This window comes from Chitiniphilus eburneus, assembly GCF_005048205.1.
Taxonomy (GTDB): domain Bacteria; phylum Pseudomonadota; class Gammaproteobacteria; order Burkholderiales; family Chitinibacteraceae; genus Chitiniphilus; species Chitiniphilus eburneus.
Genome location: NZ_SUMF01000031.1, coordinates 12,654 through 33,114 on the forward strand (window position 1 = coordinate 12,654; position 20,461 = coordinate 33,114).

Below are 20,461 nucleotides of genomic sequence, written 5' to 3' on the forward strand. Positions count from 1 at the left end.
CCGCCCAGGCCAGCGACCCAAATCGCTGGCCTGGGTGCTGAACTGGGCGTGTTCAAGGAACCGAAACGAACTGGAGCGTGGTGGCGCCACTGGTTTGCGCCAGCGGGGTGGCAGTCGAACAACTCGCCAGGCTGGTTTTCAAAACCAGGGCTGTTTCCACGGCATTGGCCCCTGCGAACTCGCCGGACAATACGGTGGAAGTCCGGGTGACCGCGTAGCTCGTCCCCAGATCGACCCGCGCCACCGTGGCGCCCGAGCCAGCCAGCGTGCTACCCGCACCATCGCTGTAAACAATGGTCTTGTCGCCGAAAGTTGAGGTGGGAGTCGTAATCTGGGCGCATTTACTGCCCTTAAGCTGATTGGTTGCGGTGCCCGTGCCCGTACCGATGAACACAGGGAGCAGCGACGTGCAGAGTACGTAAGTGGATGAGACTGTCGCGGTCACATCCTGCTCCACGTCAGTGATGGCAGGGCTGAACGTCGTGGTGAGGATACCAGTGCAGGTACCCAGATTGGCGGCAGAAGCCTGCCCGTACACGCCGCCCAGCAGCAGGCCCGCGACGGCCAGCTTGGTCAGCAACTTACCCCATCCGGCACGTGCATTCAGGATCGATTGAAACGTAATCACGGTGAGTTCTCCAGTTTTGATACAAACCAAGAAAGAAACAAGTACGCTCGCCCAAAGCAAGCATCTCAAATAGTATTGTTTGTTTTTTACATATCAACCAAATATGACGAATGGTAAACGATTGAAATTCAATGAAATTTGAAAGAAAAATGAAAAAGTAGAAAGAAAACAAGACGAACACCGAGACACTCATCAGTGCAATGGCCAACACAACAGGCCTACCCGCCATGCTGCGCAACGATGTGCTGCATGTCCGCCGGGAATGGCCACTAGGGGTGAAGCTGACCGGCCGGACACGACCCAGGACGCCAGCAACGACGGCGACCCGATCAACGGTGCGCCCGCCAGTGGCAAGATCCCCCCACCACTGCCTCGCACCGGTCTCTACACCGGGTGCATCCATCAGAGGTCAGGCCAAGCCGGTTTCACTCACACCGACGGCGGCAAACACCACCGGCATGGCGATACCTCGGAAGGTGGGGAGGCAGGGCAACGATGTGTGGCAGTGACACCGCCGATCGCTGCGATCAGCGCATCGACGAAGTCGACGCCGCGCGCTGGAACACCGGTTGAGGCGCAGCCACTCGAGCCTCCGGCGAGGAATGGGCGTCAGAAGCGCTCTGCATTGAAGAGGACAACAAGCCGATACCCACGGCAAAGCAACCAACCCCCACGAACAAGCTGGCACAGGCGGCGATCAGCGACCATTTGCACAGGAACAGATCCCGCGCCAGGCTGCGCTCCTCGTGATCGATGGTCTGCAAGGCGGCCTGGCAGACGCTGCGCGGGGGGCGCGCCTGGGCCAGCCATTCGCCCAGGCGCCGTTGCCGCACGAAGTGGGTCAGGCAATCGGTGGAAAAGTAGCGATGGCCTAGCGCAAAGCCTGTGCACAGCGCCAAGGCTACCGCGCTCCAGAAGAATGGGGATACCGGCTTCAGCGCTTGAGTCAGCACGGTCGTGTAGTCCATCTTGAGCGCCACATTGGCGATCAGGAAGCCGTAGGCCGCCAGGCCCAGCAACGCCAGCCGCAGCAGTTCGCTGGAAAATGACTGGTAGCGCTCCAGCACGGCCAGGTCGATCTTGTAGTGATCTTCATCGAGCAGCGTGCCGCCCAGGTATTCCTGCGTCAGCGTCCTCATCGTTCCCCCCTTTTCTTGTTGTTCGGTGCTCCGCCGGCTGGTGCGCCCAAGCTAGTTGCAGCGCGCCATCGCCTGGCCCAGCTCGCGGTAGGTCAGCGCTTCCCACTTGTGCAGGACGTAGGCGCAGACCGACGAGGCGTGGATGCCTTCGCACGGCCATTGCAGCGGCAGGGTGCCGTTGTCGGCGCGCTGGATGCTGTTGCCACCGCCGTCGCTCTGTTCGGCGGTGGTGGCGGCTTCACTCGCTGCCTGTTCGGCCTGATCCACCATTTGCTGCACCACGTCGGCGGTGGCGCCCTGTTGGCGCGCCTCGGCCAGCATCTGAGCCATGTTGGAACCGAGGATGGTGCGGCGCACTTCGGCCAGCTCCGGGCTGGTATAGGCGCGCAGTTGCGGGGCCAGGTAATCGAGCGTGCCGTTGCAGGAGGCTGCGGCCTGCTTGCCCTTGGCCGCCACCAGCGGTGGCTTGGCCAGCGCCAGGGTCGGTTTGGGCAGCGCGGTGGCGGCCGACGCGGCGGCCCGGGTTGCCAGCGGCAGCGTGCCGCCATCGGGCAGCAGCACCGAGGCGTCGCGCAGCATCAGGAAGTTTTCGTCGAGCACCGCCAGTTGCCCCTTGAGCGACAGCGTGGTCTGCCCATCGAGCCGCCGCGCCTGTGCTGGCGGTACTGGTACACCTATGGGCACGCCCCGCCATTCGCCGACGAAATAGCCGCCGTCGGCGTCGTAGTCCTTCACCCCGATCTCCATCTGGTACGGCAGAGTCAGCTGGGCGACCCGGGCGCGGTATTCGGCGGTGGATTCGTATTTGTCCTTCTTCATGCTCGCCAGAAACTGCTGCGGATCGGCGCTGGGCTCGGCCTTGCCGCCCAGGGCAATCGGCCAGCCCTGGGTGTGCCAGTGGCCGTCCACGATATCGGCGCGCGTGCTGAAGTGGCTGTTCCAGCTCAGGCCACCCGGCTGTTCCCGCGCCAGCGTGCCGTTCTCCAGATCGAAAATCTGCATGGTCTGGCCGCCCTTGACGTTCCACGACCACATCCCCACCGCCAGGTAGCGCTGCTGGCCCGGCAAGCGCTGCGCATACAGGCTGTCGTCGCGGAAAGGGCTTTGCAGGCGATATTTTTCCTGGTTGGAGGGCAAGGTCAGCACCGAGATCGCGCCCGTTTCGGGTTGATGAATCCAGCCCAGGTCGCCATCGAGCGTGAGCGTGCCACTGGCGGCGAGCGCGGTGACCTGGCAGTCGGGCAGCGATACCCGCTGTGGCGGGCGGGTGATGTAGACGTTGTCCTGCTTGTCGGCGGTCAGCCAGGCCAGGCCGCGACGGGCGATCTGGCACAGCGCCTTGCCCTGGGCGATATCCCACAACTGGAATGGTTCGCGGCTGTTCTCGTCGCCATTGAGGTAGGACACCAGGTACGGCAGCGTGCCGACATAGCTGTAGATCAGCGGCGACGAACTGTCGCCATGGCGGGTATCGCCCCGGAAGCTCTGCCGGCGCTCGCCGTTGAAGTAATCGGTGAGGGTATTGCCATCGACGGTCACCACCTCCAGCGAACCGTCGGCGCCGGCACGCGGCCAACAACTGTCCACCCTGGACGGCGGCACCAGTTGCTGCACCACCTGGCCGCGCTCGTCGTACAACCAGACGCCCTTGCAGTATTTGTCGGGGTAATACGATGCCCGCTGCACCTGTAGCCGGCCCTCCACCGGATACGCCTGGAAGTCGCCCCCCTGCCACAGTTGCAGGCGCTGGCCGTCGCCATCCATCAATTCGACGTAGCCGTTCTTGGCAAACCCACCATTGAGCAGGATCGACCGCTCGCCGACGAAGTACACCGACCAGCCGACTTCCTTGTTCAGTCCTTCGCGCAACACGCGTTCGCGCCCCCCGGGCAGCTCTCGGATCACCAGTTGGTTGGACAGATTGACATAGCCCAGGCGCTTGCCGTCCTGCGACATCCCGACGGTGCCGTTGGAGGTGATGTCGAAGGCGGGCCTCGGCTCGGTGGCGGCACGATCGCCACGTTCCAGTTGGCGGCGGTGGAACACCGGCTGCCCCGCCCATTCGGCCGGCGGCGTCAGCCCTGCCAGTTCCTGGTCCCGATTGCGTTGCTTGGCAGAGGCCTCCTGCTGGGCACGCCGTTGCTGCTCGGCCTGGCGCCTGGCCTGTTCGGCCTGCTCCTGGGCCTCGCGCAGTTCATTGTCGCGATCGTTCTGCTCCAGCACGCGCTGCAACTGCTGCAAGCCGCGCGACAACGCGTCATAGTCCACCGCCCATGCCGGCGTGCCGATGGTCAGCGCCATGGCGACAAGCATGCCTCGGCGCCAAAGCGGCGCCCGCCCCCTGTTATGCGACATAGGTCATCTCCGTGATGCGTGTTGTTTTGTTGTTGCGCAGCGGATCGTCGCCCGCCGCGTACTGCTGCGCACCAGCTGCGGTGCACGATCTGGAACCATTGATCCTGGCAGGTAGCGCGACGCCGCCAGGATGGGGGTTTTAAGGGGTTTTCGGCGATTTTGCCAGACGAAACCCGGTATGCGAGGTGGAAGTCAACGGGTCGCCCCCCTGGCGCGCGCTGGGTCGATAGCGGGTGCAGTAATCGTCGCTGCACAGGAACGATCCACCGCGTTGCGCGCGGTGTCCGCCGGGCGCGGCGGCCGGCCCTTGCGGGTTGACCTGCACCGCGGCCACCTTGCGCATGCGGTAGGCGGCCGGATCGTAATAGTCGGCGGTCCACTCCCACACGTTGCCCGCCATGTCGTAGAGACCGTAGCCGTTGGGCGAGAAGCTCGCCACCGCCTTGGCACCGTAGCCGCGCCCGTTGTCGATGGGGAAGGCGTCTCCGCGCCACAGGTTGGCACGCTTGGCGCGGTCGGGATTGGGAATCTTGTCGCCCCACACATAGGGCTTGTTCTCCAGCCCCCCGCGTGCCGCGCGCTCCCATTCGGCCTCGCTGGGCAGGCGCTTGCCGGCCCAGCGGGCATAGGCCCGGGCATCCTCGAACGACACATGCACCACCGGGAAGTTATCCTTGCCTACGATGCTGCCGCCCGGCCCGGAAGGCTGGCGCCAGTTGGCGCCGGGCACCCAGCGCCACCATGCCGACAGGTCGCGCAGGTCCACCGGCCCCTTGGGTGCGACGAACACCAGCGAACCGGGCACCAACATCGATTGGGGCGGTGGCGGCGAGCCAGGTGGCAATTCCTTCATGATGTCTTCCAGCCGGGGCTTGCGCTCGGCCGTGGTGACATAGCCGGTGGCGCGCACGAAGGCACGGAACTGGGCATTGGTGACCTCGGTGCGATCGATCCAGAAGCCGTCCACCCGCACCCGGTGCGCCGGGTGCTCCTCCGGCCAGGCGAATGACTCGTCGCTGCCCATGGTGAACTCGCCGCCCGGCACCCACACCATCCCCGGCGGCGCCTTGCCCGGTGCGGCGACGGCGAGTGCGCTGGCGACGAGCAACAGAACAGGCAACAGGCGACGGCGAAGGGGATGCGGCACGGGCGGTTCTCCAGGGCGGATCAGATACGCTTTATAGGCGGCCATCCACGCAACGGACAGCAGCCACCGCGCCCCACGCGCTCACAGCCCCAGGCGGGTCGCCAGTTGCCCCTTGGCACTGAGCGCCTTGCGGTAGAACTGCTTCAGCCCGGCGCACAGGTAATGCAGCCCGGGCTCACCGTCCGGCGTCTTGAGGAAACGATCCTTGGGGCAATCGCCCCAGCACAGTTGCAGGTACGGACAGGCGCGGCAGTAGCGCGGCAGCGTGTCGGACTTGGCGCGGGCAAACTGCTCCTGCCGCAGCGAAAACGCCAGGTCCCCCTCGTGCTCGTTGGCGATGTTGCCGAGTCGGTACTCCGGGTAGACGAAGTGGTCGCACGAATACAGGTCACCGTTGTGTTCCAGCGCCAGCGCCTTGCCGCAGTACTGACTGGTGACGCATTTCTGTGAACCCCGATCGAACATCATCGACACCACGTTCTCGAACTGATCGACATACACGCGGCCGAAATCCTTGCCGAACCACTCGTCCCACACCCGGCCGAGAAAGTAGCCCCAGTCTTCCGGGTCCACCGACCAGTCGGTCACCACCGAATCGGGCTGGCCGGGCCGCGCCTGCGGCGTCTGGGCGACGGGCAGCGCTTCCACCGGCCACTTGCCCGGCGCCACCGCGTGAAAATCGCACCGCTCCACCGCCGGGATGAACTGGATGATCCGGGGCCGAACCTGATCCCGCAGGAAGCGATAGACATCGATGGGACGTCGGGCATTGGTCCGGTTCACCACGCACAGCGCGTTGAACGGCACCTGGTGGGCATGTAGCAGTGCGGCGGCCTTCATCACCCGCTCGTGCGTGGGCTTGCCGCCCTTGCTGTAGCGGTACAGGTCGTGCAGCGCGGCCGGGCCATCGACGGAGAGGCCCACCAGAAAATCATGCTGCTTGAGGAAAACGCACCACTCCTCATCGAGCAGCGTGCCATTGGTTTGCAGGTCGTTGTCGATACGCTGGCCGGGCGTCCTGAACTGCTGCTGCAAGGCAACGATGCGGCGGAAGAAATCCAGCCCCATCAGTGTCGGCTCGCCGCCCTGCCAACTGAAGTTCACCTGATCGCCGGTGTGCGCTTCGATGTATTGCCGGATATGCGCCTCCAGCAGGGATTCGCTCATTCGCGGCACCTTGGGCTGGCGCAGCAGGTCTTCTTTGTGCAGGTAGAAGCAATAGGTGCAGTCCAGATTGCACTGGGCGCCGCTGGGTTTGACCATCGTGTGAAAACGATAGAACTCGCCGCCCTCCAGCCGTGGCAGCTTGAGTTTGGGCAGGTCGGCAACGGCCTTGATGGGGATCATCTCCCGCGTCTCCTCTGTTCTCGGTGTCACGCCATATCAAAGCAAAAAAGTATGGAAATTGCCGCGATATCCCATCAAATATGCCTCGTTGAGGACAAAAAAGTTGCCAGACATCGCCGCAGCGCACTCCCACCCGGGACGGGAAACCCAGCGCCAGTGCCCCCCCGGAGCAAAGGCGAAAGCAAATTTCCTGGTTTATAACAACCCACAAGGCAAAGCCCCCAATGCCTTGAAAATCAGCGCGCCGTATAACTCCAATGCATCACGAGCCACGCAACTCGCTCACGATGCAGCCCCCAGGAGCAGATCGATGTCCCCCATCACAACACCATCTTCCAGGCGACTGGCCACACTGGCCGCGCTTCTCGTCTCCACCTCGCTCTGGGCCGCCGACACCGCGCCCACCATCACCGGCCCGACCAAGGTACAAGGCCGCCCCGGATACGATCAACCCAACCAGTATCTGGTCAGCCGCACCGTCAAGCTGGCCGATAACATGGAACCGGTGATCCCCAACACCGAGCAGAACCAACAGGCGCGCGCCAAGCTGGCCGCGCTGGAAAAGAAATTCGGCAAGAAACCCAATATCGTGGTCTTCCTGCTGGACGATGTGGGCTACATGGACATGGGCTTCAACGGCGGCGGCGACGCGGTAGGCAACGCCACGCCCGACATCGACCGCATCGCCAACGAAGGGCTGATCCTGACCTCGGCTTATTCGCAACCCAGTTGCTCGCCCACCCGCGCCACCATCATGACCGGGCAGAACCAGGCGCATCACGGTCTGCAATCGCCCCCCATGTACGGCCAGCCCGGCGGCCTGGAAGGCCTGACCACGGTGGCCAAGCTGTTGTCCGACCAGGGCTATACCACGCAGGCGATCGGCAAGTGGCACATGGGCGACAACGAAGGCTCGCTGCCGCAGAACGTCGGTTTCGATCATTTCCGCGGCTTCCTCTCGGTATCCGACATGTATACCGAGTGGCGCGACCCGCAATACAACCCCGAAGTGGCGCTCAGCCCGTCGCGCTACGAGTACGTGGAAAAGCTGCCATTCAACAAGGCGGACGTGGAAGCCAGCAAGGGCGGCAAGATCCGCGACCTGTATACCATCGACACCAACACCATCAAGGACCTGGACCAGAAGTGGCTGTCGTTCGGCGTCGATTTCATCAACCGCCAAAAGGATGCCAAGAAGCCGTTCTTCCTCTACTACGGCACGCGCGGTTGCCACTTCGACAACTACCCGAACGACTACTACCTGGGTCGCTCCGCCGCGCGCACCAGCTATAGCGATTGCATCGTCGAAATGAACGATGTGTTCGCCAAGCTGGTGGCAACGCTGGATCAGACCGGGCAACTGGAAAACACCGTGATCTTCTTCGGCTCTGACAACGGGCCGGAAGCGGAGGTACCGCCGCATGGCCGCACCGCGTTCCGTGGCGCCAAGGGCTCGACCTGGGAAGGCGGCGTGCGCGGCCCGAGCTTCGTCTACTGGAAGGGCATGATCCAGCCACGCAAATCCGATGGTCTGTTCGACTTCGCCGACCTGTTCAACACCTCGCTGTCGCTGGCCGGCAAGCCAGGTGCCGACGTGGCCAAGCTGGTGCCTGCCAAGACCTACATCGACGGCATCGACCAGACCTCGTTCTGGCTGGCCGACAATGGTGTTTCCAACCGGCGCAGCATCTTCTACTTCTGGAACGATGAAATCTCGGCGGTACGGGTGGATGAGTTCAAGTTCATGATGATCGCCCAGGCGGCCAATGCGATCACCCAATCGGGCGACAATGGCGGCTTCAGCGGTGCCGCGCTCACCTCGCAGGCGTCGATCATGTTCAACCTCTACACCAACCCGCAGGAAGACCAGACCAGCGGCATCCGCCATATCCCCATGGGTGTGCCGTTACAGGCCGAATACCTGCGCTACCGCGAAGTGCTGAAGAAGTACCCGCCGCACACGCAGATCTCGCTGAAATAGCACTGCGATCCGCTCCAACAAAAACGCCCCGTATGGGGCGTTTTTGTTGGGCGACCCGCAAAGCACGGCAGGGCCGGACACGCTGCCACGACCGGGCCCACCCGCAGCAACGACAATGCCGCCCTGCGATTCGCTTTCGACATAAAATGTCTTGACATTATATGTCGGCCATCTTATGTTGAATGCATCACATAAGGAGGGGCGCTATGGACGCAGTGTTGCAACAACGCATTTCCGAAGCGGGGCAGAGGCTGGCGGGGCAACTGGGGGCGTTCGACGTCGCCCGGATTCCCGGCGAAGTCGTCGTGTTCAAGGTCGAGATCACCGGCCGCGAGGAACTGCCGATCTTCATCACCCAGGCGGATAGCCAGATCCTCTGCATCTGTTACCTCTGGACCGAAAGCGATATCGCCCCCAGCCGCCGCACCGCGCTACTGGAAGCCATGCTCGACCTGAACATCGCCATCCCGCTGTCGTCGTTCGGCCGCATTGGCGACAAGTACCTGATCTATGGCGCGCTGGCCTGCGAAGCCGGTGCCGACGACCTGGCTCAGGACCTGCTGGCGCTGAGCGACAACGCGGTCGATGCGCTCGAAGCAATGGCCGAATACCTGCACTGACCCGATACGAGGAATTCCCACATGTCCATCTTCAGCAAGATCCTGAGCGCGCTCAAAGGCAGCGCCCGCGAAATCGGGGAAAGCGTGGTCGACGCCAACGCAACCCGCATCTACGAGCAGGAAATCCACGAATCCAAGGCCGCGCTGGCGCGTGCCAAGCAAGACCTCACGCTGGTCATGGCCCAGGAAAAGGCGGCCCAGCGCGAGATCGAACGCCTGGACAAGGAAATCCTGCGTTTCGAAGAACATGCGTTCGCGGCACTCGACAAGGCCGAGGAAAACCTGGCCGGCGATGTGGCAACCCGCATTGCCGAACTGGAAGCGGAGCGCGACGCGCAGCAACGGGCTCAGGTGGATTTCGCCCAGCACATCGCCAGCCTGAAAGACCTGATCCGCCAGGCCGAAGCGCGCGTACGCGAACATGAGCGTGAGCTGGCCGTGGCCAAGACCACCGAAAGCGTCTACCGCGCCACCGAATCGATTTCTCAGAGCATGGGCAGCGGCGCCTCCAAGCTGGGCAGTGCCCGCGAATCGCTGGAGCGCATCAAGGAACGCCACACCCTGATGGCCGACCGCATGAAGGCCGCCGAAGAACTGGATGCCGAGTTTGGCAACAAGGCGCTGGAACAGAAGCTGGCCGCCGCCGGGATCGGCGCCGAAGCCAACCGCAAGGAAGCCGTGCTCGCTCGCCTGAAAGCGCAACGCGAAGCGGACCGGACGACAGGCCATGAGCAATAAGAAGCTGCCGCCGCGCTGGGAAAGCTCGGCGCCGGCCATCCGGGCGGTGCAGGTGGCCTTCGATGTCGAAGAAGAGGTGTTGCAGGCGGTGAGGCAGGCCGCCTTCGACAACAACCTCAGCAACTCCGACCAGATTCGCGATGTGCTGGGGCTGGAGGTCACCCACCGCCCCAAGCGCCCGCGCCTGACGGTGACGCTTTCCGAAGAGGACTACACCGCGCTGGGCGCCCGGTTCGGGCTCGATCCGGCACAGCGGCTGGAAATCAAGGAAAGGGTACACCAGGAACTGTTGGCCTTTGCACGGGGCAGGCACGGCCCCGATTCGTAACCAGGACATGGCGTGAAGGTCCTGACACGTGCATCGCTTGCCATGTATCAAAGCTGTAGCGGGTTTGATTGCCCATGATAATGAAATAATTTTTGACGGCATGCTGTCATATCACTGATAACCCGCCCCGCACGCCGCAACCCACGGCGTAGCGCGCGCCGGAATCGCGTTGTCCCGCATTCGACACAACAAGGAAAACATCGAAATGGGTAGTGCTCTGGACACCATCGCCAGCTTCCCCACCGCGATCTGGACCGTGTTGCTCGGCGTGGTGCTGGTCTATTGGCTGGCCGCCATGCTGGGCCTAGTGGATATCGACGCGCTCGACGTGGACGGGGATCTCGGCGAATTCGTCGATCTCTCGGGCAAGCTGATGGCGCTGGGGCTAGGCGGCGTGCTTTCTCCATCGTCATCAGCCTGTTCGTGCTGGTGGGCTGGGTGGTATCCGGCCTGGCCGGGCAATACCTGCTGGCCTGGCTGCCCGATCTGCTGCGCTACGTTGCCGGCATGGTCGTGCTGATCGCCAGCGCAGCCGTCGCCCTGCCGGCAACGGCCATGGCGCTGCGGCCGATGCGTGGCCTGTTCGTCACCCACAACGCGCTGAGCAACGTTGCGCTGGTCGGTAGCAGTTGCCGGGTACTGACGCTGGAAGTCACCGAGCAATTCGGCCGCGCCGAAGTGGCCACCGGTGGCGCCGGCATCAATATCCGGGTCCGCGCCGATACCCCCAACCCGCTGACCAAGGGATCGCCCGCCGTCATCGTCGATTATGACGCCGGCGGCGCCATCTACACCATCGTCGCCATCGACGATTCCTGATCCAGCGGTCACACCACCTTTCCACACCCATGCCAACCGCCTGCCCCGCGCAGGCCAATACCCCAGTCTTGTCTTCTTTCAGGGAGCAATCATGAATTTGATCCTGACGGCGATCGCGATCCTCGCCTTCTTCGTTTTCTGCGCCTTCGTGCTGTTCGCCAAGTTCTACCGCAAGGTGGAACAGGGCCGGGCCATGATCGTGAACACCTTGCGCGCCGAACCCGAAGTCACCTTCACCGGCCGCATGGTGTATCCGGTGATCCACAAGCTCGAGCTGATGGATATCTCGCTGAAGACCATCGTGATCAAGCGCTCGGGCAATGCCGGCCTGATCTGTAGCGACAACATCCGCGCCGATATCGAAGTCACCTTCTTCGTGCATGTGAACAAGACCAGCCAGGACGTGCTGCGCGTGGCCCAGACCGTGGGCTGCGAGCGCGCCTCCAGCCAGGAAACGCTGGAAGAACTGTTCGCCGCCAAGTTTGCCGAGGCCCTCAAGACCGTGGGCAAATCCATGGACTTCGAAGACCTGTACCAGGCCCGCGACAAATTCCGCGACGAGATCATCCGCCAGATCGGCGACAACCTCTCGGGCTACGTGCTGGAAGACGCCGCCATCGACTACCTCGAACAGACGCCGATGGACAAGCTCGACCGCAACAACATCCTCGACGCGCAAGGCATCCGCAAGATCACCGAGCTGACTGCCGTGCAGCACGTGACCACCAACGAGCTGCAACGCAACGAGCAGATGCAGATCAAGAAAAAGGACGTCGAGACCACTGAGACCATTCTCGAACTGCAACGCCAGCAAGCCGATGCCGAAGCACGCCAGCAGCGCGAAATCGCCACAGTGCGCGCCCGTGAGCAGGCAGAAGCGGATCGCGTCGCGGCCGAGGAGCACGCCAAGGCCGAGATCGCGCGCATCCAGGCCGAGCAGGTGATCGCGGTGCAACAGGAAAACATGCAGCGCGAGAAGGAAGTGGCTGAAAACAATCGCAAGCGCGCGGTCGCCATCGAAGAGGAAAAGGTCACCCGTGCCCGCGAGCTGGAAGTGGTGGATCGCGAACGCGAAGTGAAGCTCCAGGAAATCGAAGCCGAGAAATCCATCGAAGTCGAGAAGAAGGCCATCGCCGACGTGATCCGCGAACGTATCGTGGTCGAGCGCACCGTGGCCGAGCAGGAAGAAGCCATCAAGGAACTGCGCGTGGTGGCAGAGGCCGACCGCAGCCGCAAGGCCACGGTGATCGCCGCCGAAGCCAAGGCCGAGGAAAAGCTGGTGATCGACGTGAAGGCCGCCGAAACCGAGGAACGCCGCGCCAAGCACAAGGCGATGGAAGAAACCACGCTGGCCGAAGCCAAGCTCAAGGTCGCGGAGAAGGAAGCCGAGGCCAAGAAGCGCGAAGCCGAAGGCATCGAAGCGCTCAGCGCCGCACCGGGCCTGGCCGACGCCAAGGTGCTGCTGGTGACCGCCGACGCCAAGGAAAAGGATGGCATGGTCGTCGCCAAGGTCAAGATGGCCGATGCCGACGCGGTCAGCCGCATGGGCGAGGCCGAGGCCGACGCGCTGCGCCTCAAGCTGGAAGCCGAAGCCACCGGCCGCGAGAAGCTGGGCCTGGCCGACGTGAGCGTCAAGACCGCCGACGCGCACGCCATCGAAGCCAGGTTCGCCGCCGAAGCCAAGGGCCTGCGCGAGAAGTTCGAAGCCATGAAGGCAATGAGCGACGACACCCGCGCCCACGAGGAATTCCGCATGCGCCTCGACAACAGCCACGTGCAGACGCTCAAGGCCATCGACGCAAACACCAGCATTGCCCGCGAGCAGGCGGATGTACTGGGCAAGGCGCTGGGCAATGCACGCATCGACATCGTCGGCGGCGAGGGCGATTACTTCCAGCGCTTCGTCAACGCACTGGGCATCGGCAAGGCCATCGACGGCGCCATCGCCAAGAGCGACACGCTGCAACTGGCCACCGCGCCGCACCGCAGCGGCGAGCGCAACCTGATCGACGACGCCGGCAAGTTGCTGGGTGGCCTGGGCCAATCCGCCGACGAACTCCAGAACCTGTCCGCCGCCGCCCTGCTGCACCGGCTGATGAAAGACGGCAACGCGGAGACGCACGAGGCGCTGGGTAAATTGCTGGGTTCGCTGGGCCGCAAGTAAAGGAACACCGGCGATGCCGAATGACCGGAACCTGCTGGTGGCAACGATCGAACGCGAAGCGATGGGCAGGCAGAAATTGAACCGCCCCTGCTCGCCACGGCTGGGTACCAGCGTGGCAGTGGGAGCGCTGTTCGGCTTCCTGCTCTCACTCTGCATACCGACAACCAGTCACTACGCGCCCTGGCTGCTGATCGCCCTGCTGGGCATCGGGTTGTGGCGGCAGGCACGGCGAACCAACGCACTGGTTCGCCTGCTGAAGCGCAAGGGTGTCTTCGAAATCTAGGAACAAGGACCGAGCATGTACTGCCTGAGCTGCAATACCGAAACCCGCCGCGAATCGCTGGAACCTGGCCTCATGGCCGAACAATGCCCTACCTGCCAGGGTACCTGGCTCGCACTCGAAGACTACCGCCGCTGGCTGACGCAAGTGCCGCAGCAGGTGGCCGGGGACGAGGCGGCAAATACCGAGCTGGTCGAGGAAACCTCGCCGCGCGCGCTGCGCTGTCCGGACTGCGAACAGCTGCTCCGGAAGTACCGCGTGGCCGGGCATCTGAAGTTCCGGCTCGACCAGTGTGGCGCCTGCCGCAAGGTGTGGCTCGACGGTGAAGAATGGCCGGCGCTGCGCGCCCAGGGCCTGACGCACTCGCTGCTGCACATCCTCAGCGATCGCGGCCAGCGCGAAGTGCGCGAGACCGAATCGCGCGAGCGGCTGGATGCCACCTGGCGCGCGCGCCTGGGCGATGCCGACTACGCCGAGGCGCAGCGCGTGCGTGCCTGGCTGGCCGGCCACCCGCAACGCGCGCTACTGCTTGCCTACCTACAGGCAACCGATTCAGTGCTGGGCTGACCGCCAATCCCGTCCTCCTCCTCGCCCCGTTTACAAGGCCATCCGTGATGAGCACCCCCCAGGACCTCGACCAGGACCTCGCCGCCAGCGGCGGCTACGAGCTGTTGCGCCAGCGGCTCGCCCAGCAGGGCGAAGCCCTGCTGGGCAAGGCCGGCGAGCTGAACGCCGCGCGGTTGGCGGCCTTCGGTCGCGCCGAACTGCGCCTTGCCGCGCGCACCCGCGCCCGCACCGAGAACAACTGCATCGCGCGCGATCTCGTCCGTGTCGGCGATCTGCTGCTGTTCGGTTACAACGTCTACATCGGCCTGCGCAAGGAAACGCGCATCGACGACGTGTTCAGCCTGTACCACCTGAACGGCACGGACGACGCGGTGGAACTGGTGCCGGTGCCGACCGAGGGCAGCTTCCTGGCCGATGCCCGCTTCGGCAGCGATTTCCGCGAGCTGTACGCCTATTACAAGAACGCCAGCCTGCGCCAGCTCCGCGTCACCGGCGACAAGCTGCTCGCCGCGTTCCAGATCGGCGCACGGCCGGGCGACCTGCGCGTCTTCCGCTGGCAACTGAACCGCGACGGCGGCGTGCAGTACATCGACAACCGGGGCGAGCGCGACATCGTGCTGCCGCCCTCGCACGACTTCGAATGGACACCGACCGGCCGCGAGCACCACGTCAACGGCAAGCATCCGCATATCAATATCCTGGATACGCTGTTCGTCGAAACCATCGGCGGCGACCTCACCGTCAAGGTCGAGAACAATACCGACGTCGGCCTCGGTATCTACAGCGAGCCGGTGGAGGACACCAGCCAGTCGCTCACCGACGCGGAGATCAGCTACGCCCGGCTGGGCACGCTGATCCTGCTCAGGATCCTGCCCTACCGCGAAACCGCCTACCGCTACCTGGTGTTCAATACCCGCACCCGGCAGGTGATCCGCATCGACGGCATCGGCGCCTCGTGCGTCCAGTTGCCCGAGGATCACGGCATCGTCTTCCCCGGCGGCTGCTACCTGCAAAGCGGCGAATACAAGACCTTCACCGACGACGTTGCCGGCATGAAGTTCAAGCGCATGATCCGTTCGCCCAACGGCGAGGACGTGCTGTACGCCTTCTATGAGCCCGAGGCCGGCCGGCTGGCGCTGCTGGCGTACAACCTGATCGAGAAGACGCTGTCGCCGCCGCTGTTCAGCAACGGCTACGCGCGCTTCGACGACGGTCGCCTGCTGATGTTCAACGTCGAAGGCGAGGAACCGACACGCAACCACGCCATGCAGTTATGGAACACGCCGTTTTGCAGCGACGAACACGCCGCCGGCTCGCCGCCGGTCGGCTTCTTCGGCCGCATCGGCAATGGCGAGCTGGTACGCGGTATCTCCGAGCTGTACGGCATCGCCCGCGCCACGCGCGAACAAAGCCCCAGCCGGCTGCACTACGAAGACCTCGAACGCGGCATCACCCGCCTGCTCGACAGCTATTTCTGGCTGGATAGCGAAGAAGCCGGCCAGCCAGCCGCCGCGTTACGTACCCTTGCCGATACCGCGCGGCTGACACTGGATGAGTTCGACAAGGTAGCGGCAATCCGCCAGGGCGCGGCCCAGGCGCTGCGCCATGCCGAATCGCAGCACAAGACACTGCTCACCGACATCGCTGCCACCCTGTGGCGCGCGCCACAGCAGTTCGTCGATGCACTGGCGCGGCTACGCGCGCTTCGCGGCGAGCTGTTGGGGCTGACCGAGCAGCGCTACATCGATCACGCCCGCCTCCAGACCCTCGATGCCGACCTCGCCGCCGAGCAGGTGCGGCTGTCCGACGAAACCATCCGTTTTCTGGCGAACCCGCAGGCGTTCGCCCAGTACCACGCCGAGCTGGACCAAGTGGCGGCGGCGCTGCCGGGCATTCCCAACGTCGCCGCGCTGACCCCGCAGTTGCAGGCGCTCGACACCACCGCCAACGGGCTCGATCTGCTGACCGAACTGCTGGCCGGCCTGGAACGCGGCGACGCCACCGTGCGCACCCGCATTCTCGACGACCTGGGCGAAGTCTATGCCCGCCTGAATCAGGTGCGAGCCACCGCCCGCAGCCGGCGCGACCAACTTGCAGTAAAGGAAGCCAGCGCCGAATTTGGCGCCCAGTTCAAGTTGTTCGGCCAGAGCGTAGCCAACGGTGTCGATCTGGCCACCACACCCGAGCAATGCGACGAAACGCTGACCCAGCTACTGACGCAACTGGAGGAACTGGAAACCCGCTTCGGCGGCCAGGACACCTTCCTGGTCGATATCGTCGCCAAGCGCGAAGCCGTCCACGAAGCCTTCGCCAGCCGCCGCCAGGCCCTGCTCGACGCGCGCCAGCAACGGGCGCAGTCGCTTGGCGCGGCCGCCCGGCGCATTCTGGAAAGCATCGAAAAACGACTGGGGCGCTTTACCACGCCCGAGGCACTGCACAGCTACTTCGCCGCCGACCCGATGGTGCAGAAGCTGCGCGGCCTGATCGGCGAAATGCGCCAGTTGAACGACACCGTCCAGGCCGACACGCTGGAAGCCCGTATCAAGACCCTGCGCGACAACGCGGTACGCATCCAGCGCGATCAGGGCGACCTGTTCAATGCCGATGGCATTCGCCTGGGCCGCCATACCTTCACCGTCACCACCCAGCCTTTCGACCTCACACTGGTCCATCGCCAGGACGCACTGGCGCTGCACCTCACCGGCACCGACTACTTCGAGCCACTGGACGACGAACGTCTGACCACGCTGCGGCCCTATTGGGCACAGCAACTGGTTTCCGAAACCGACACCGTCTATCGCGCCGAGTATCTGGCCTGGCGCATGCTGGGTGCGCTGCATGCCGGCGAGCTGGACGCGCAGGCGCTGGAAGCGGCACGAATCTCCGAGGCGGGTCTGCTGCCGCAGGTGCGCGACTACGCCGCCACGCGCTATCACGAGGGGTACCAGAAAGGTGTGCATGACGTGGATGCCGCTGCCCTGCTCGCCGCCCTGCTGCCGATGGACCGCGACGCCGGACTGCTGCGCCACGGCCCACAACCGCGCGCCCTCGCCGCCCTGTTCTGGACGCATGACATCCCCGAAGCCGAACAGGCCGCCTGGCGCACCCGCGCCGACAATGCGCGGCGCATCCGCGACGAGTTCGGCCAGCACCAGGCATTGACCACGCTGACCGACAGTCTGGCCGCCCGACTGGCCGACTTCGTCAACGGAGAAGGCTTTGCACTGGATACGCCGCAGCAGCGGGCGGTCGTCGCCTACCTGCTGGCCGAACTGACCAGCGGCCACGTCGAATGGGTGGTCAGCAGCGACGCACAGACGCTGGTCGAAGCGCTGCATCGACAACTGGAACGACGCGGCGCCCTCGGCCCGCTCCAGGAAGGGCTGAAGATCGGCACCCTGCACGAACGCTGGACGCTCGCCCGCCACTGGTGCGAAGCCGTCGCGGCAGCGGAAACCCTCGCCTCGGCCTATGCCCCCGAAGCCGCCGCACTGCTGCTGACCGAGCTGCCGCGCCAGCGCGCCGGAGTGGCGCTGTCCTGCGCCGTGGAAGGGCTGGTCGGCCAGCACGCGCGCATCAAGCACGGCACGCTGGCGCTCGACCTCAACGAGTTCCGCGAACGCCTGGCGCGTCATGATGCCGTGGTCGTTCCCGCATTCAATCAATTGCAGGCGCTGCGGCACAAGATCGTCGACACCACCCGGCGTCAGTTACGACTGGAGCAATACCAGGCCAAGCCGCTGTCGGGCTTCGTGCGCAACAAGCTGATCGACGAGGTGTACCTGCACCTGATCGGCGACAACCTCGCCAAGCAGATCGGCACCGCAGGCGAAAGCCGCCGTGGCGACCTGATGGGCCTGCTGTTGCTGATCTCGCCTCCGGGCTACGGCAAGACCACGCTGATGGAATACGTCGCCAACCGCCTGGGCCTGGTGTTCGTCCGCGTCAACGGCCCGGCGCTGGGCCACCGGGTGACCTCGCTCGATCCCGCGCAGGCCGACAGCAGCGCCGCCCGCCAGGAACTGGAACGCCTGAACTTCGGCCTGGCGCTGGGCAACAACGTGATGCTGTACGTGGACGATATCCAGCACACCTCGCCGGAATTCCTGCAACGCTTCATCGCACTGTGCGACGGCACCCGCCGTATCGAAGGCGTGTGGCAGGGCGAAGCCAGGCAGTACGACCTGCGCGGCAAGCGTTTCTGCGTGGTGATGGCAGGCAACCCCTACACCGAATCGGGAGAGGCCTTCCGCATTCCCGACATGCTGGCCAACCGTGCGGACATCTACAACCTGGGCGACGTGCTGAGCGGCAAGGAGCACCTGTTCGCGCGCTCGTACATCGAGAACAGCCTGACGGCCAACCCGGTGCTGGCGCCGCTCGCCAACCGCGAGCCGGCCGACTTGGCGTTGTTCCTGCGGCTGGCGGACGGCGAGGAGATCGCCCTCACCGAGTTCAAGCACGGCTACAGCGCCGCCGAGGTGGGCGAGATCGTCGCCGTGCTGCAGAAGCTCTTCGCCGTGCGCGACGTGCTGATGAAGGTGAACGCGGCATACATCGCATCCGCCGCGCAGGCCGACGCCTATCGTGTCGAGCCGCCATTCAAGCTCCAGGGCAGCTATCGCAACATGACGAAACTGGCCATCAAGGTATCCGCGATCATGAACGACGCCGAGCTGGCCGACCTGGTGCGCGACCATTACCTGGGCGAAGCGCAGACGCTCACCCACGGCGCCGAGGAGAACCTGCTCAAGCTGGCCGAGTTGCAAGGTGCGCTCTTGCCGGAGCAAGCCGAACGCTGGGGCCAGATCAAGCGCGACTTTCTGCACCACAAGCGCATGGGCGGCGCCGACGCCGACGGCGCCACCAAGCTGGCACAGCAGGTGTCGCACATCGTTACCGTACTATCGGAAATCAGCGAGCGCATGGCGCGGCAGGACAGCGGCCCGCAGGTTGCCACTGCCTTGCTGCACATCGAGAAGCACCTCGCCACCGGCGAGACCAGCAACAAACTGCTGGCCCGCACCTGGCGCGATGGGCTGGTCGCCCTGGAAAACACCTTGCGCGGCGCGTCGCCGCAGATCAATGTACTGCCCCAGCCGGAACTGCTCACCGTGCTCCAGGCCCTGGCCCATGCCTATGAGCACGCGCTGATCCCGGTGATCAGCGCCATGCAGCACAAGATCCGCCTCGACCACGACATCTGGGACAAGGTCATCCAGATCGGCGAGCAGATCAAGACGCTGGAACAGAAAACCACTCGCAACCCACAACCCGCCACCAAGTGACGCCATGCCCCTGAACTATCCGTTGCAGTGCTCATTCAAAATTCTGGCCATCGCCCAGCAACTGGCGGTGCGCGACGCGCGCGGCAAGCTGCTGTACTACGCTCGCCGCAAGCTGATGAAGTTGAAGGAATCGGTCACGCTCTACGCGGACGAAGCGCAGACCATGCCGCTCTACCAGATCGATGCCGACCGCATCATCGACTTCTCGGCCAGCTATCGCATCACCGACAGACAGGGCACGCTGCTGGCGCACCTGCGCCGTCGCGGCATGCGCTCGTTGTGGCGCGCCAGCTACGAGATCGACATACCCGGACTGGGTACCTTGCAGGTGAGCGAGGCCAACCCGTGGGTGCGGGTCGCCGACGGGCTGGTGGAAGGAATCCCTGTGCTGGGCTGGTTTTCCGGCTATTTCCTGCACCCGCAATACGACGTGCGCGACCGCGCCGGCCGGCTGCTGACCAGCCTGCGCAAGGAGCCAGCCTTCCTGGAAAGCTGCTTCGCGATAGAGCGCCACCTGCCGCAAGGCGAAGCGCAGGACCTCGCCATCGCGCTGGCGCTGACGATGCTGCTGCTTCTGGAGCGGGATCGCGGCTGAGGCATGGCGCCGCTCTATCCGAAGCAACGCAACATTCCAACCACCGTGTCGCCAACGCGGCACCGCCCCTGACCCGGGGCAAGGCATCGATCAGCCGCCTTGCCCCATCACAACCGAGCCCAACCACTATGCGCGAGTTTCTCATCGAATACGTCGTCGGCTACTGCATCCTTGGCACGCTGGGCGGGCTGCTGGGGTACGTCTACCTGTGCGTGCGGTTGTATGACGTATTCCAGCGGCACTACCCGCGGCTGGTGGACGAGTGCCTGGGCGCGATGGACAGCAACATCGGCCAGGAATTTCGCGCCATCACCGTGATGCCGCCATTGCTGCGCTCCACCCACATCGGCGAACTGCCCAGCGCCCGGCATCGCTTCTGGTGCCGCACCACACGGCTGTTCGGCTACGTCTGGATCGCCTGCCTGGTGACGATCTTCGTGCCGTTCCTGCTGTAGCCCATCTCCC

17 protein-coding genes are annotated in these 20,461 nt (G+C 64.4%); 12 read left to right on the top strand and 5 right to left on the bottom strand.

Annotation, left to right across the window (positions count from 1 at the left end):
* Nucleotides 1-52: 52 nt before the first annotated feature.
* The 5 genes from FAZ21_RS17175 to FAZ21_RS17195 form a co-directional block, all read right to left on the bottom strand.
* A complete protein-coding gene (locus FAZ21_RS17175) occupies nucleotides 53-628 on the bottom strand; it encodes a hypothetical protein (RefSeq protein ID WP_246038756.1) in 576 nt (191 codons plus the stop codon).
* 527 nt (nucleotides 629-1,155) lie between these two features.
* Nucleotides 1,156-1,767 (bottom strand): hypothetical protein, encoded by a 612-nt coding sequence (locus FAZ21_RS17180; RefSeq protein ID WP_136774662.1) that lies wholly within the window; start codon nucleotides 1,765-1,767, stop codon nucleotides 1,156-1,158.
* A gap of 51 nt (nucleotides 1,768-1,818) precedes the next feature.
* Nucleotides 1,819-4,080: a hypothetical protein gene (locus FAZ21_RS17185; RefSeq protein ID WP_136774663.1), complete on the bottom strand. Its 2,262-nt coding sequence runs from the start codon at nucleotides 4,078-4,080 to the stop codon at nucleotides 1,819-1,821.
* 181 nt (nucleotides 4,081-4,261) lie between these two features.
* The gene (locus FAZ21_RS17190) at nucleotides 4,262-5,269 is read right to left on the bottom strand and encodes a formylglycine-generating enzyme family protein (protein ID WP_211243511.1); all 1,008 of its coding nucleotides are present in this window, start codon (nucleotides 5,267-5,269) and stop codon (nucleotides 4,262-4,264) included.
* 81 nt (nucleotides 5,270-5,350) lie between these two features.
* Nucleotides 5,351-6,616 carry an anaerobic sulfatase maturase gene (locus FAZ21_RS17195; RefSeq protein WP_136774665.1) on the bottom strand — a complete coding sequence of 422 codons (1,266 nt, stop codon included), beginning with the start codon at nucleotides 6,614-6,616 and terminating at the stop codon, nucleotides 5,351-5,353.
* Nucleotides 6,617-6,926: 310 nt separating this feature from the next.
* Between FAZ21_RS17195 and FAZ21_RS17200 the strand changes: the two genes are divergently transcribed.
* The 12 genes from FAZ21_RS17200 to FAZ21_RS17250 all read left to right on the top strand — a co-directional run bounded on the left by FAZ21_RS17200 (nucleotide 6,927) and on the right by FAZ21_RS17250 (nucleotide 20,451).
* Nucleotides 6,927-8,597: a sulfatase-like hydrolase/transferase gene (locus tag FAZ21_RS17200; protein WP_136774666.1), complete on the top strand. Its 1,671-nt coding sequence runs from the start codon at nucleotides 6,927-6,929 to the stop codon at nucleotides 8,595-8,597.
* Nucleotides 8,598-8,803: 206 nt separating this feature from the next.
* On the top strand, nucleotides 8,804-9,217 hold the full coding sequence (locus tag FAZ21_RS17205) for a DUF2170 family protein (RefSeq protein WP_136774667.1): 414 nt from the start codon (nucleotides 8,804-8,806) through the stop codon (nucleotides 9,215-9,217).
* Between the two features lie 21 nt (nucleotides 9,218-9,238).
* Nucleotides 9,239-9,955 carry a PspA/IM30 family protein gene (locus FAZ21_RS17210; RefSeq protein ID WP_136774668.1) on the top strand — a complete coding sequence of 239 codons (717 nt, stop codon included), beginning with the start codon at nucleotides 9,239-9,241 and terminating at the stop codon, nucleotides 9,953-9,955.
* On the top strand, nucleotides 9,945-10,283 hold the full coding sequence (locus FAZ21_RS17215) for a hypothetical protein (protein WP_136774669.1): 339 nt from the start codon (nucleotides 9,945-9,947) through the stop codon (nucleotides 10,281-10,283). Before FAZ21_RS17210 ends, FAZ21_RS17215 begins: the two co-directional genes overlap by 11 nt.
* A gap of 205 nt (nucleotides 10,284-10,488) precedes the next feature.
* A complete protein-coding gene (locus FAZ21_RS20635; RefSeq protein ID WP_211243512.1) occupies nucleotides 10,489-10,803 on the top strand; it encodes a hypothetical protein in 315 nt (104 codons plus the stop codon).
* Nucleotides 10,722-11,102: a hypothetical protein gene (locus tag FAZ21_RS20640; protein WP_211243513.1), complete on the top strand. Its 381-nt coding sequence runs from the start codon at nucleotides 10,722-10,724 to the stop codon at nucleotides 11,100-11,102. The genes FAZ21_RS20635 and FAZ21_RS20640 overlap by 82 nt, the downstream gene beginning before the upstream one ends.
* A 91-nt stretch (nucleotides 11,103-11,193) precedes the next feature.
* Nucleotides 11,194-13,266, top strand: coding sequence for a flotillin family protein (locus tag FAZ21_RS17225; protein WP_136774670.1), 2,073 nt, complete (start codon nucleotides 11,194-11,196; stop codon nucleotides 13,264-13,266).
* Between the two features lie 13 nt (nucleotides 13,267-13,279).
* Nucleotides 13,280-13,549 carry a hypothetical protein gene (locus FAZ21_RS17230; protein ID WP_136774671.1) on the top strand — a complete coding sequence of 90 codons (270 nt, stop codon included), beginning with the start codon at nucleotides 13,280-13,282 and terminating at the stop codon, nucleotides 13,547-13,549.
* A 15-nt stretch (nucleotides 13,550-13,564) separates the two neighbouring features.
* Entirely contained in the window at nucleotides 13,565-14,113 is a 549-nt protein-coding gene (locus tag FAZ21_RS17235; RefSeq protein WP_136774672.1) for a TFIIB-type zinc ribbon-containing protein, read from the top strand.
* Nucleotides 14,114-14,160: 47 nt separating this feature from the next.
* Nucleotides 14,161-19,401, top strand: coding sequence for a DNA repair ATPase (locus FAZ21_RS17240; protein WP_136774673.1), 5,241 nt, complete (start codon nucleotides 14,161-14,163; stop codon nucleotides 19,399-19,401).
* Nucleotides 19,402-19,405: 4 nt separating this feature from the next.
* The gene (locus tag FAZ21_RS17245) at nucleotides 19,406-19,996 is read left to right on the top strand and encodes a hypothetical protein (RefSeq protein ID WP_136774674.1); all 591 of its coding nucleotides are present in this window, start codon (nucleotides 19,406-19,408) and stop codon (nucleotides 19,994-19,996) included.
* 128 nt (nucleotides 19,997-20,124) lie between these two features.
* Nucleotides 20,125-20,451, top strand: coding sequence for a hypothetical protein (locus FAZ21_RS17250; RefSeq protein WP_136774675.1), 327 nt, complete (start codon nucleotides 20,125-20,127; stop codon nucleotides 20,449-20,451).
* Nucleotides 20,452-20,461 lie beyond the last annotated feature (10 nt).